The organism is Herbidospora yilanensis (assembly GCF_001570565.1).
In the GTDB taxonomy this organism is placed as follows: Bacteria; Actinomycetota; Actinomycetes; order Streptosporangiales; family Streptosporangiaceae; genus Herbidospora; species Herbidospora yilanensis.
This window is the reverse complement of sequence record NZ_BBXE01000022.1, coordinates 205,247-217,923: the sequence shown is the minus strand read 5'-3', so window position 1 is coordinate 217,923 and position 12,677 is coordinate 205,247. Positions and strand designations below refer to the sequence as shown.

Sequence of the window (12,677 nt, the reverse complement as noted above, 5' to 3'; positions counted from 1 at the left end):
CTCTCGAATGAGATAACTCGTACATCGATGTTCGACTTAGGAGTGTCATGGGGACACCTGTCCACCCCGGCCGCTGGCGCATGCTGGCGCTGCTGGGCGTCGCCCAGTTCATGCTCATCCTGGACGTCACGGTGGTGGCCATCGCGCTGCCGCACATCGGGGACGACCTCGGTCTGGCTCGCGACAGCCTGACGTGGGTGGTGAGCGCGTACACCCTGATGTTCGGCGGATTCATGCTGCTCGGCGGCAGAGCCGCCGACCTCTTGGGCGCGCGGCGGGTGGTTCTCGCCGGCCTCTTACTGTTCACGGTCGCCTCGCTGGTCACCGGCCTGGCCCAGAACGCCCCGATGCTCATCGGCGGCCGGATCGCCCAGGGTCTCGGAGCGGCGATGCTCTCCCCTGCCGCGTTGTCGGTGGTGACCAGGACCTTCCAGGGCGAGGAGCTCAACAAGGCGCTGGGCGTCTGGTCGGCCCTCGGCGGGGGCGGCTCCGCGGTCGGCGTCCTGCTCGGCGGCGTGCTGACCGGAGGGCCCGGCTGGCAGTGGGTCTTCTACGTCAACGTGCCGATCGGCGTGGTCGTCTTCGCCGCCCTCAGCCGCACGTTGCCGGTCGAGTTGCCCGCCGGCCCCCGCGCGCGGCTGGATCTGCCGGGTGCGCTGCTGGTCACTCTCGGTACCGGTACGGTCATCTACGCGCTCATCGGGGCCGGGGACCGCGGCTGGGCATCACTCGTCACACTCGGGCTGCTGGCCGGGGCGTTCATCCTGTACGGGGTGTTCGTCGCGGTCCAGCGCGCCTCCCGCTCGCCGCTGATGGACCTGCGGATCCTCACCCGGCGTCCGGTGATCTCGGGTGTGTTCCTGATCCTCGTGGCCACCGCGCTGATGATCTCGGTGTTCTTCCTGGGCTCCTTCTACCTCCAGCACTACGAGGGCTTCGGAGCGCTGCGGACCGGCTTGATGTTCCTGCCGATCGCCGTCGCCACGATCGTCGGCGCCCAGGTCGCCGGGCGCCTCGTCGGTAGGGTCGGCGCGCGGGCGATCGCGGTCGTCAGCCTGCTGGTCGCGGCGGCCGGGATCGCGGTCCCGGCCTTCCTCCAGGGGCCGGCGCTGGTGGTCTTCGGCGTCAGCGTGGGCGCGGCGGGCATCGGCGCCGCCTTCGTCGCCTCCTCGACGACCGCCCTCTCACAGGTCGCCCATCACGAGGCGGGCCTGGCCTCCGGCCTGCTCAGCACGTTCCACGAGTTCGGCGCCTCCCTCGGCGTCGCCGTGGTGTCCAGCATCGCCGCCGCGAGCCTCGCCGGGAACACCGACGTCGGCTTCGCCCATGCCTTCACCTTCGCCGCCGTCACAGCCGCCGTGTCGGCCCTGCTCGCCCTGCTCGTCGTGCCGGGCAGGAGAGCGGCGGTCACCGCGCGGGGCGGCGACGGTCAGGAACTCCCCTTCGGCGGATAGACGCGGAGTGCCGCCTCCAGCGCCGCGGCCTCCTCAGGAGTGAGCCGCTCCAGGAAGTGGACCAGGGTCGCCGCCGTGTTGGCGCCCGACGCGAGAACCTCGCGCATCAACTGGGCGGTGTAGGCCTCCTTCGAGGCGACCGGCTCGTAGACATAGGCGCGGCCCACCGGCTCCCGGCGGAGCAGGCCCTTGGTGCGCAGGTTGTCCATCACCGTCATCACGGTGGTGTACGCGATCTCCCGGTCCTTTCGAAGATCCTCCAGGACGAACCGCACCGACGCCGGCCGACGGTAGGACCACAGCCGGTCCATGATCACGGCTTCCAGATCTCCCAGGCCCCGCATCGCCCGCATCGTCTCGGCCCCCTGATCCCGTGATGCCGACCGGGATCGTAGTCGGAGTCTCCATTGATACCTTCCGGCGCCAATCCGGCCGTACAGATCACGGATCTTCTGTACCATTTCGTGACCCCGAACTACGAGGAGACCTAGTAGTGCCCTTACGGACGCGAGCCAGACTCCTCCAGATGATCGCGGGTGGTCTCGCGCTCACCGTTCTGGCCAGCCCGAGCCAGGTCGCCGCCGAGCCGCGGCCCACCCTCGCGCAGGTCCGCGCCAAGCTCGTCAAGCTCAACGAACAGGCCGACGAGGTGGTCGAGCAGTACAACCAGGCGGAGGAGGCCGTCACCGCGGCCGACAAGAAGTACCGGTCGCTCAACGCGACCCTGAAGAAGAATTCCGCGCACCTCGACGGCCTCAAGCGGCAGCTCGTGTCCCTCGCGGTGGGCAGGTTCCAGACCGGCGGGTTCGCCGGCGCCCGGATGTTCGCCTCCCCCGGCGGCAGTGATCGGGCGATGGACCAGATGCTCCTGGTCGACCAGATCGCCCGCACCCAAAGCGAGGTGCTGCGGGCCTACGAGGCCACGTCGGCCGACCTTCGCGAGCGGCGTGACCAGGCCAAGGTCGTGCTGACCGAAACCGACGCCGCGCGGGACAAGCTCGGGCGGGAGAAGAAGAAGGTCGAAGGGCTCATCCGCGAACAGACCAAACTGCTCAGGCGGCTCAACACCTACCGGGTCGGCAACCCCAACGGCTCCGGGGTCAAGTACACGGGTTCGGCCTCGGGCGATGCCCGGACCGCGCTGCAGTTCGCCTTCGCCCAGATCGGCAAGCCCTATCAGTACGGCTCCGAGGGGCCGGGGTCGTGGGACTGTTCCAGTCTCACCCAGGCCGCGTGGGCCAGCGCGGGGGTCCAGCTTCCCCGCACGACGTACACGCAGTGGGCCTGGGGAGCGGGCCGCCGCGTCTCGCTCGACGCGCTCCAGCCCGGCGACCTGCTGTTCAGCAACGGGCTGGGACACATGGGGATGTACGCCGGCGACGGCAAGATGGTCCACGCCCCCCAAACGGGCGACGTGGTCAAGGTGGTCGACCTCGACGCCTACTGGCGCGGGCGCCTGCTGGGCGCGGTGCGCCCCTGATCGTCCGGCGGCCGTCAGCCGAGCGCGATCTCCCGCAGCGCCCGGGCGAACAGGTCGACGTCGTCGCGTGAGGTGAACAGCGCGGGCGTCACCCTGACGCAGTCCCCGCCGGACACCCCGCCACGCCGGACGGTGAAGATGCGGTGGCGCTCGAAGAGGCGGTCGACGATCGCCTGGTTGTCCGCCTCGGTGGTGCGGCCGGTGATCCGGAAGGCGGTGATCGCGCCGTACATCGACGGGTCCTCGGGGGTGAGGATCTCCACGTTCGGCAGGTCGCGGACCTGGTGCACCCAGCGGTCCCGCAGGTAGCGCAGCCGCGCCTCCTTCGCCGGGGCGCCGAGCGCGTTGTGGAAGTCCAGGGCCGTCCCCACGCTGAGGACGGGCGCGACGTCCATGGTCCCGGAGTGGACCCGGGAGCGGATGTCACTCGCCGGGTAGGTCTCGTCGGCGAAGACCGGATCGACGTCGGCCAGCCGGCTCTTCCTGATGTGGAGGAACCCGCTGCCCAGCGGCGCGCCGATCCACTTGTGCAGGGAGAACACCCCGAAGTCGGCGTCCAGGTCGGGGATGGTGAAGTCGAGGTGGCCCCACGAGTGGGCGGCGTCGACGATGACGTCCACGTTCCTCTCGCGGGCCATCGCGATGATCTCCCGAACCGGCAGGACCAATCCGGTCCGGTTGTTCATGTGGCTGACCAGCAGCAACCGGAGCCGCGGAGTGGACGACAGCGCCTTGGCGTACACGTCGAGCACGGCCCGCCGGGTCGCCGGTTCGGGGATGACCAGCCTTTCGACCCGCACGCCCCGCCGCCCGATCAGCCACTTCATCGCGTACTGGCCGCTGTGGTAGTCGAGGTCGGAGTACATGACCACATCACCGGGGGCCAGCCGCCGGTAGCCGGTGATCAGGTTCTGGAGCGCCTCGGTGCCACCGCGGGTGAGGGCGATCTCCTCGCCCGAGACGCCGAGCAGAGCGCCGACGCGGGCCGCGATCTCCTCGGCCTGTTTCTTGTACGAGGTCCGCAACAACCTGCTGTTCTGCTCGTTGAGCACATCGACATGCCGGTGATAGGCCAGCCTGACGGGCTCGGGCATGCTGCCGAAATAGCCGTTCTCCAGGTTGACGAAGTCGGGGCTGACCTTGAACTGGCGGGCCACGGCCCGCCAGAACTCCTCATCCCGGGCGACCTGCTCCGGCGTGCCGTCCGGACGCGGGACGACGCCGGCACCCGCCTTAGCGGGAGTGGTCAGGAACGACATCGACAGACCGGTGATCATCGCACGGCGCGACAGGGCCATCGCCTCTCCTCATGAACGTGAGGGGGGATCTGTCCTGTTCATCGAGTATGCGGGACCGACAGCGCCCACAGAGGCATCCCGCGCGATCGGCGTTGACCGCGCCCCTAAAAGAACGGAAAAGCCGACGGCGGGGCCGCCTGTCCAGCAGGTCCCCTCTGATCACTCTCTGTTACGTTGCGTGACGATGACGAGTGTCAGCCGTGACGTCCAGCCAGGTCCACGCGGGATCGCGTGGCTGGCGGTGCTGCTCGGCGCGCTGTTGCTGGCCCACGTGTGGGCCCACTCGATGACGCCCGTCTACGACGATGCGGGCCCCGCCCTCACCGGCACGTGTGTCGAGGACACCGGGCCCGACGACCACGAGCATCACCACGACGGGATGATCCACGGCGACGCTTTCGGATCGCCCGCCGACACCTGCTCGGCGGTCAGACCTCCCGCCGTCGTGCTGATCTTCGCCGCCGCCTCCTTCGCCCCGGCGATCCCGGTGTTGCGGCGAGCGCCGTGCCGGAGCCCGTGCGGCCATCGGGCCCGGGCCATCGACAACCACACGCTTGAGGTCTACCGGCCCTGAGCGGATCGCGAAATGCGATCCGTCCCAAGGTCAACGACATCGAATCGAGCGTTTCAGCATGTGCACTCAATCGATTCCGCCGCTCAACCTCGCCTGCCTCGTGGGCGGCACTCCGGTGTACCGGATCAGCGATCCGTTCGCTCCTCCGGGCCGAGGCTTCTGGGCCAAGCTGGAGGCGCTGAATCCCGGCGGGATCAAAGACCGGGCCGCACTCCACATCGTCGAACGCGCCAGGGCACGGGGTGACCTGGCCCCCGGCGCGATGATCGTGGAGTCCACCTCCGGCACGTTCGGGCTGGGCCTGGCCCTCGCCGGCATCGTGTACGGCCATCCCGTCACCGTGGTCGGCGATCCCGGCATGGAAGCCCTGATCCACCGCCTGCTCACCGCCTACGGCGTCCGCGTCGACACCGTGACGGAGCCACACCCCGTCGGCGGCTGGCAGCAGGCCCGCCTCGACCGGGTGGCCGCGCTGCTGGCGGAGCATCCGGGCGCGTACTGCCCGAACCAGTACGACAATCCCGACAACGTCGACGCCTACGCGCGCCTGGCCGACGAACTGATCGAGCAGCTCGGGCACGTCGACGTGCTCGTGTGCAGCGTGGGCACCGGCGGCCACTCCGCCGGAGTCACGAAGGCGCTGCGCCGTCACAATCCGCGGTTCAGCCTGGTCGGCGTGGACGCGATCGGCTCGACCATTTTCGGCCAGCCGTCGCGGCCCCGGCTGATGCGCGGGCTGGGCAGCAGCGTCCACCCGCGCAACGTCGCCCATGAGGAGTTCGACGAGATCCACTGGGTGGCCCCGCACGAGGCGGTCTGGGCCTGCCGCACCCTGGCGTCCACCCACTACGTGACCGGCGGCTGGAGCGTCGGCGCGGTGACGGTCGTCGCATCGTGGCTGGCCAGGACCATGCCGGCGGATACGCGCATCGCCGCGATCTTCCCCGACGGCCCGGCCCGCTACTACACGACCGTCTACGACGACACGTACTGCGCCGAACACGGCCTGATGGGCCGCCCGCCCGCCGACGAACCCGATGAGATCAAGACGCCGCAGGAGGCCGAGGTGTCGCGCTGGACCCGGATGGTGAAGCGCTGATGTGGCGCCGCTTCCGATCCTTCGACCGGCCCGTGCGGTTGCTCATGGTCAACCAGCTGACCATCAACGTCGCCTTCTACATGTTGATGCCCTACCTCGCCGGCCACCTGTCCGACGGGCTGGGCATGGCGGCGTGGACGGTCGGCCTGGTGCTCGGCGTCCGCAACCTCAGCCAGCAGGGCCTGTTCCTGCTCGGCGGCACCCTCGCCGACCGGCTGGGCTACCGCCCGGTCATCATCGCCGGATGCCTGCTGAGGACCCTCGGGTTCGGCCTGCTCGGGTTCGCTTCCTCGTTGCCGGTGCTGCTCACGGCCTCGGCCCTGACCGGCTTCGCGGGGGCGCTGTTCAATCCGGCCGTACGGGCGTACCTCGCCCACAACGCCGGAGAGCGCCGGTTGGAGGCGTTCTCGTTGTTCAACGTCTTCTACCAAGCCGGGATCCTGCTCGGGCCGCTGATCGGACTCGCCCTCATGGCAGCGGATTTCCGCCTGGTGTGCAGCGTGGCGGCCGGGCTGTTCGCCGCGCTCACCATCCTGCAACTGCTGGCCCTGCCGCCGTGCCCGGTCGCGGCGAAATCCGAGAAGGGCGTTCTGGACGACTGGCGAACCGTCCTGACGAACCGGCCGTTCGTGCTGTTCGCCGGTGCGATGACCGGTTCGTACGTGATGTCGTTCCAGGTCTACCTCGCCCTGCCGCTGGCCCTCGACGATCCGGGCCGCGTGACCATGTTGTTCGTGGTCTCGGGCGGCGTCGCGCTCCTCGGGCAACTTCGTATCACCGACTGGGCCCGGCGGCGATGGACTCCCGCGCAGGCCATGACGTGGGGACTGGCGCTCATGGGCGCGGCGTTCGTGCCGCCGGCTCTGACCGCCTCGGCGGATGCGGCGGTCCTGGTCTGCGCGGCCCTGCTCGGCGTCGGCACCGCGCTGGCGTACCCGTTCGAGATGGACACCGTGGTCGCCCTGGCCGGCGGCCGACTCGTGGCCACCCACTACGGGCTCTACAACTCGATCTCCGGCGTCGGCGTCACCGTGGGGAACCTGGTCGTGGGACTGCTGCTGGACACGTCCAGCCAGGTGATCACCTGGGTGGCCTTGACCGGCCTCGGAGCGGGCTGCGCCGTGAGCATCCGCCTTCTGGAACGGCTGGGTATGACCGCTCCGGCCACCACCCCGGCCTGAGGTGAGCTGGACAGGCCCGGACCATGGGCCTGTCCTTCCTCGGCTAGATCAAGGTGCTCCAGTACGGCCAGAACCGCACCCCGATCAGAGCGACGATCAGCAGGTACCAGCCCACCAGGACGGCCAGGTGGTAGCTCGACAACAGCCACGCCACCGGCCTGCGGCGCAGGTTGTGGAGGGTGACGTACAGGAAGAGGGGGATCGTGACCGCCCAGACCACCATGCAGTAGGGGCACAGCGCGCCGATGACGTACAGGCTCTGGTAGACGAGCCAGTGCACGAAGACCACACCGAACGTCACCCCGGCCTGCAGCCCCAGCCAGACCCAGCGGGGGAGCGCGGCACCGGCCAGCAGCACCACACCGATCGTCGTGACCACGGCGAACGACACGATGCCCAGCAGCGGGTTCGGGAAGCCGAACACCTCCGCCTGCGGCGTGACCATCACCGAACCGCACGACAGGACCGGGTTGAGGCTGCAACTCGGCACGTACGCGGGATCTTTGAGCAGCGCGATCTTCTCGACGGCGAGGACGAACGCGGCCACCAGGCCGAACAGGCCGCCGGCCGCCAGCAGGCGAGGCAGGAGCCGGGGGTAGGGCTCGTCGTCGCCTTCGCGCGACACGAGGGGTTCAGCCTGCGAGAGCTGCATCGATGGCCGCCTTGAACTCTTCCTCCGACTGCGGCTGGATCTTCTTCTCGTTCAGGAAGAACGTCGGGGTTCCGCCCACGCCCAGCGCCTCACCGTCGGCCACGTCCTTCTTGACCCGCGCCAGCGTCGCGGGGTCGTCGTAGGCCTTGTCCCAGGCCGCCATGTCGAGGCCCATCTCCTCGGCGAAGCCACGGAAGAGGGGGTCGGCGGGCACCTGCTTCTCGCCCCACTGCTTCTGCGTCTCGTACATCTTCTTGTACATGTCGTCGAACTTGCCCTGCCGCGCCGAGGCCTCGACCGCCCGCGCCGCGCGTTCGGCGTTGAAGTGGCTGGGGATCGGGAAGTAGCGGGCGACGAAGGTGACCTTGCCTTCGTACTGCTCGCGCAGGCTTTCGACCAGCGGGAAGTACGCCAGGCACGCCTCGCACTCGAAGTCGAGGAACTCGACCAGGGTCACCTTGCCGTCGGGAGCCGTCTGGAGCCGGTGGCTGTCGGCGCGGACGTACTGGGTCTCGCCGGCCGCCAGAGTGGCGTTCGGGTCGCGTGTCGCCCGGTCGACGAACACGAAGGCCACCGCGACGAGCACGAACGCCGCGACGACCGCGAGCGTGGCCTTGAGGTTGCGCCGGCGCGCGTCCTGCTTCCTGACGTCGGCCCGCATGGAGTCGATCTTCGCTCGCCGGGTCCTGGCCCGGTCTTCTGACGTCGTCACCACAGTCCTTCCGCTGTAATTTCTACTCAATGTAGAAGATAGCCGGAAGTTCTATGAACCGTAGAAGCAAGAGTGGCTCACACCCGGTGTGGACGCCATAAAGTTCGCCGCGCCGGTCACCTCACCGGTTCCAGGCACGCGGCCTCCCGTTTGACCACCAGGCCGAAACTCAGCAGGTCGGACAGGGCGTGGGCCAACCGGTCGTCGGTGAGCTCGTAGCCGTCCGGCCCGCCGCGCACCAGACCGCATCCTTCGAGGCAGGCCAGATGTACGGCCACCTCCGCCGGGGTGGCCGTCAGCCGTTCGGCCAGCTCGTCGACGCCGCGTGAGCCGGTGACCAGGGCGATGAGGATGCGCCGCCGTTCCGGGACGAGCAGGGCACGGCCCAGGCGGTCCATGCCGCCCTCGCGCGCGGCCGGGTAGCTGGGGCCGTGGGCGTCATCGCAGTGCCCGGAGTCGTCGGCCAGATTCATGTCGAGGGTGACGTGCTGGATCCCGAAACGCTCCCGGAGGAGCCGGCTCAGGCCGCCGCGGACGTCGCGCATGTTCACACCGGCCTCGATCAGGACGTGGGCGGACAGGGAGGGATAGCCGCTGGTCACCGTCCACACGTGGAGGTCGTGGACCTCCACGACGTGGTCCTGCGCGGCCAGGGCCGAGCCGATCGCGTCGGGGTTCAGGCCCTTCGGGGCGGCCTGGAGGAAGATGCGCCCCGACTCGCGCAGCAGACCGACGGCGGCCTTGGCCATGAGCAGGGCCACGACCAGGGCGGCCACCGCGTCGGCGCGTTGCCAGCCGGTCAGCCAGACGACCACCCCGGCCACCGCGGTGGCGATGAAGGCGAACATGTCGTTGAGGATGTGCTGGTAGGCGCCCTCGACGTTGAGGCTCTGACGGTTGGCCTTGGAGAGCAACCACGTACAGGCGGCGTTGACGGCGATGCCGGCCAGGGCGGTGTAGAGGACGAGCGGCCCTTCGACCGGCTGCGGGTCGATGAGGCGGCGCACGCCCTCGTACAGGAAATAGGCCACCAGGACGAGGAAGGTGGCCCCGTTGAGCTGGGCCGAGAGGATCTCGGCCCGCTTCCAGCCGAAGGTGTACGCGCCCTTGGCGGGCCGGGCGGCGAGGCGCATCGCGATCAGCGCCAGGACGATCGAGCTGGCGTCGGTCAGCATGTGCCCGGCGTCGGAGATCAGGGCCAAGGAGTTGGCCATGATCCCGATCACCACCTCGCCCGCCATGAAGACGACGAGCAGGAGCAGCGCCAGCGTCAGATAACGCCGATCGGCACCCGGGGCGACACCGTGTCCGTGGCCATGACCATGGCCGTGCCCGTGGCCGTGATCGTGTTCGTGCTCCTGGGAATTCCTCCGGGCCATGGCTCCTACCTCGACATCCTCAATATCTGCTCAACTGTTCATACGTTGATATCACTCGGCGAGGCAGGGTGTCCGGCCTTCACGACATAGGGTTGGGCGTATGCAAAGTTCTTCATCTGTGCAGCCGACGGATATCGACGGTTGCGCGACGAAGGTGGTGGATCCCGAACGGGTCGCCGCCGTCCAGTCGCGCATGCCGCCGGAGGCCGACCTGGTCGACACGGCCGACATCTTCGGCCTGCTGGCCGACCCCCGCCGCCTCAGCCTCCTGCTCGCCCTGCTGGAGGGCGAGATGTGCGTGTGCGACCTCGCCGTCGTCAGCGGGCTCAGCGAGTCGGCCACCTCACACGCCCTGCGCCTGCTGCGCGCCCACCGGGTCGTGTCGGTGCGCCGAACCGGTCGCATGGCCTACTACCGGCTCGACGACGCGCACGTGCGGATGCTGCTCGACCTGGCCGTCGCGCACACCGAGCACACCGACGCCATCCACCCCGAACGCGACGAGCCCCCTCTCACCGGGCGTTGAGGATCGCCTGCACGCGGTCGCGGTGCAGGTCGATCGCTCGCTGGAGATCCCGGTGAGCTTCACTCAGATCGGCGTCGGGCTCTTCCCCGGATCGGCCGGGCCCGGACAACCGGGCGCGCAGTTCCCCGTTCTCCCGCAGCAGCGCGCCGACCGCGGCTTCGGCCCTGGCCATGAAGTCGTCGACCTCACGCGGGTTGTAGCCGACCTTGAACCGGACCGTGGTGAAGATCGTGTGATGGATCTCCACCGGGGTGAGGACCTCGCGATCCCCGACGAACATGCCGGGATCGAGGTGTGGGATCGCCTCGTGGCCCATGGACGTCACCGCCTTCACCTGTATGGTTGAACAGATTTTCAGACCTTACTGAGGTCGCGATCGTCACAGCAGCCGGACATCGCAATGTGCCGGATCACACGGGATGTGACGGGTTCACGTCCCGCGCCCGATCGGGTCGAGCCGGGCGAGCAGGTAACGGCGTTGCGCGTCGTCGAGGTCTCCGATGTGCGTGCCCCCGCCGATGCGGCCACGCCGCAACATGGCCACGATCGCGTCGGGCTCGTAACCGGGCAGCGCCTGCAGGAGCCAGCCGATGTGGGTGCTGACCGTCACGACGTCGGTCCGGTCGAGGATCTGCCGGAACCCGATACGCCCCTCGGCGAAGGCGGCGCGCAGATCGCCGCGCGTGGCCGGCGCGAAGACCACGGGGGTCGGTTCGGGGGTCGGTGCGGGTTTCGCCGCCACCGGCGGTGCGGGTCGTTCCCCGGGCGCCATGAGATTCGGCACTCCGAAGACCAGGCCGACGGCCGCCGCGACGACGGCGCCGCCGCCCAGCCACTCCCCCGGGGTCAGCCTTCCGGCCCGGGTCGAGCGAGCGAGCTTCAGCCCGACGATCGCCGTCCTGAGCAGGATTCCCGCGATCAGTCCGAGCAGCAGCGGGATCGCCTGCTCGGGCAGGGCCACCACCTCGGCCGTGAGCACGCCGACCGCGGGACTGACGCAGGACAACGCCAGCCAGGGCGCCAGCGGCCGTGCCGCGACGTCGATCATCGCCGCCAGGGCCACCCCCTCGCTCGCGGAGTGCACCATCAGCGCGATCACGACGACGAGGGACGCGGCGAGGGCGAGAGTGGCCCCTTCGACCACCCGGTGCGCCGACAGGGCGACGGCGGTCCCGACCCCGCCGGCCAGCGCCGCACCCGCTCGGGGGCGGTGGAAGCCCGGCGCGTGCCGGAGCCCCACCTCGTGCCCGTGGCCGTGCCCGCACCCGTTCCGGGTGAAGTAGGCGATGACCAGGAAGCCGAAGAGCCCGGCTCCGGCCACCCACCAGAGGGGCACGCCCGATTCGACGGCCTCCTCATAGGCATCCGGCAGGAGGTCGGCCAGGGCGGTCATCAACATCAGCGCGGAGGCCACCCCGAGCACGACGCTGATCCGCCGGACGTTCCGGCGGGCCGCCCACGCCCCCGCCGTCGTGCTCAGCGCCACGAGCAGGACGGCCACCCATACCGTCCAGTCCTGAGGACCGTCGGCGGTGTGCGCCGCCAGCCCCGTTCCGAGAAAAACCATGTCGCGGCCCTTTCGCGAGTGCGGCGGGAAGGCGTGGCCGACCGGCCACCGGCCGGCCACGATCGATCAAGCCGAGCGCGGACTAGTGCTCGTGGGGGTGGTCGTGCTCGTGGCACTCGGTCTCGGCCGGGTGTTCCGACTCGACGCAGTCCTCGTCGTCGGCGTGCTGATGTGGCTCGATCATGGGCGTTCCCTTCTCTGATTATTACGGAGCGTCATGTCCATGTGACAGTCAGTCAAACATATGAGCAGGTGTTCAGGAGTTCAATCGGCCCTCTTGTACGGCCGCCACCCGAGTTCTGGAGAGATGCGCAGGGGACACGGACACGCCTCGGGCCGTCGTCGATGGCGTCTGGCGGTGTGGTTCGTGCTCGTCGGCGCGGTCTTCCCCGTGGAGCCCGTTACCGGCCGGCTCCCTGGCGTTGCCGGCATTCGCGCTCGTCGGCGCGGTCCTCATCGTGGAGCTTGGTCCTGGCGGTGCTGTCGGACGCGGGCCAGATGAACACCGGCGTCATCACCCTCGGCGCGGCACTGGTGGCCGCCGGCCTGGCTTCCCGCCCCGACCGCACGAGGCGTCGCGCCTAGGGTTCCCAGCGGGCCGAGGGGCTTCGTGGGCGCGTGCCCGGACCAGAATTCGGCGGCCGGAATGCCGGTGAGTCCACCCCGGTCCCGGCACGGATCACGCCCTCGCCCAGGCGGAGACGAGGGGCCGCCGTCGGGTGCCCCCCGGCAGCCCTGCCGCCGCCTGGACGGCG

At 69.6% G+C, this 12,677-nt stretch carries 13 protein-coding genes; 6 read left to right on the top strand and 7 right to left on the bottom strand.

Annotation, left to right across the window (positions count from 1 at the left end; translation table 11 throughout):
- The first annotated feature begins 47 nt into the window (after positions 1-47).
- Positions 48-1,454 (top strand): MFS transporter, encoded by a 1,407-nt coding sequence (locus AW273_RS17265; protein WP_062349346.1) that lies wholly within the window; start codon positions 48-50, stop codon positions 1,452-1,454.
- Here the strand turns inward: AW273_RS17265 and AW273_RS17260 are convergent.
- Entirely contained in the window at positions 1,430-1,798 is a 369-nt protein-coding gene (locus AW273_RS17260; protein ID WP_062349345.1) for a BlaI/MecI/CopY family transcriptional regulator, read from the bottom strand. The genes AW273_RS17265 and AW273_RS17260 overlap by 25 nt on opposite strands.
- Before the next feature lie 182 nt (positions 1,799-1,980).
- On the opposite strand from AW273_RS17260, the gene AW273_RS17255 reads away from it, so the two are divergent.
- Positions 1,981-2,934 (top strand): C40 family peptidase, encoded by a 954-nt coding sequence (locus AW273_RS17255; RefSeq protein WP_062349344.1) that lies wholly within the window; start codon positions 1,981-1,983, stop codon positions 2,932-2,934.
- A 14-nt stretch (positions 2,935-2,948) separates the two neighbouring features.
- Here the strand turns inward: AW273_RS17255 and AW273_RS17250 are convergent, their stop codons facing one another.
- Entirely contained in the window at positions 2,949-4,232 is a 1,284-nt protein-coding gene (locus AW273_RS17250) for an aminotransferase class V-fold PLP-dependent enzyme (RefSeq protein WP_062349343.1), read from the bottom strand.
- 184 nt (positions 4,233-4,416) lie between these two features.
- Here AW273_RS17250 and AW273_RS17245 point away from each other — a divergent pair, with 184 nt between their 5' ends.
- Genes AW273_RS17245 through AW273_RS17235 form a run of 3 tightly spaced genes read left to right on the top strand, consistent with a single transcriptional unit; the run spans position 4,417 to position 7,086 of the window.
- Positions 4,417-4,806: a hypothetical protein gene (locus AW273_RS17245; RefSeq protein ID WP_157555871.1), complete on the top strand. Its 390-nt coding sequence runs from the start codon at positions 4,417-4,419 to the stop codon at positions 4,804-4,806.
- A gap of 58 nt (positions 4,807-4,864) precedes the next feature.
- Positions 4,865-5,905, top strand: coding sequence for a PLP-dependent cysteine synthase family protein (locus AW273_RS17240; RefSeq protein WP_062349341.1), 1,041 nt, complete (start codon positions 4,865-4,867; stop codon positions 5,903-5,905).
- The gene (locus tag AW273_RS17235; RefSeq protein ID WP_062349340.1) at positions 5,905-7,086 is read left to right on the top strand and encodes an MDR family MFS transporter; all 1,182 of its coding nucleotides are present in this window, start codon (positions 5,905-5,907) and stop codon (positions 7,084-7,086) included. The genes AW273_RS17240 and AW273_RS17235 overlap by 1 nt, the downstream gene beginning before the upstream one ends.
- Positions 7,087-7,129: 43 nt before the next feature.
- Here AW273_RS17235 and AW273_RS17230 read toward each other — a convergent pair whose 3' ends face one another.
- The 3 genes from AW273_RS17230 to AW273_RS17220 form a co-directional block, all read right to left on the bottom strand.
- Complete coding sequence (locus AW273_RS17230) at positions 7,130-7,738, bottom strand: vitamin K epoxide reductase family protein (RefSeq protein ID WP_062349339.1); 609 nt, start codon at positions 7,736-7,738, stop codon at positions 7,130-7,132.
- Complete coding sequence (locus AW273_RS17225) at positions 7,719-8,450, bottom strand: DsbA family protein (RefSeq protein WP_198168194.1); 732 nt, start codon at positions 8,448-8,450, stop codon at positions 7,719-7,721. Before AW273_RS17225 ends, AW273_RS17230 begins: the two co-directional genes overlap by 20 nt.
- Before the next feature lie 116 nt (positions 8,451-8,566).
- Positions 8,567-9,829, bottom strand: a complete 1,263-nt coding sequence (locus tag AW273_RS17220; RefSeq protein WP_063909997.1) for a cation diffusion facilitator family transporter — start codon at positions 9,827-9,829, stop codon at positions 8,567-8,569.
- A gap of 157 nt (positions 9,830-9,986) precedes the next feature.
- Here AW273_RS17220 and AW273_RS17215 point away from each other — a divergent pair, with 157 nt between their 5' ends.
- Positions 9,987-10,355: an ArsR/SmtB family transcription factor gene (locus AW273_RS17215; RefSeq protein ID WP_232327466.1), complete on the top strand. Its 369-nt coding sequence runs from the start codon at positions 9,987-9,989 to the stop codon at positions 10,353-10,355.
- Here AW273_RS17215 and AW273_RS17210 read toward each other — a convergent pair.
- Entirely contained in the window at positions 10,342-10,671 is a 330-nt protein-coding gene (locus tag AW273_RS17210) for a DivIVA domain-containing protein (RefSeq protein ID WP_232327468.1), read from the bottom strand. The two genes, AW273_RS17215 and AW273_RS17210, sit on opposite strands and share 14 nt — an antisense overlap.
- A 114-nt stretch (positions 10,672-10,785) precedes the next feature.
- Entirely contained in the window at positions 10,786-11,922 is a 1,137-nt protein-coding gene (locus AW273_RS17205; RefSeq protein ID WP_157555869.1) for a ZIP family metal transporter, read from the bottom strand.
- Positions 11,923-12,677: the final 755 nt, after the last annotated feature.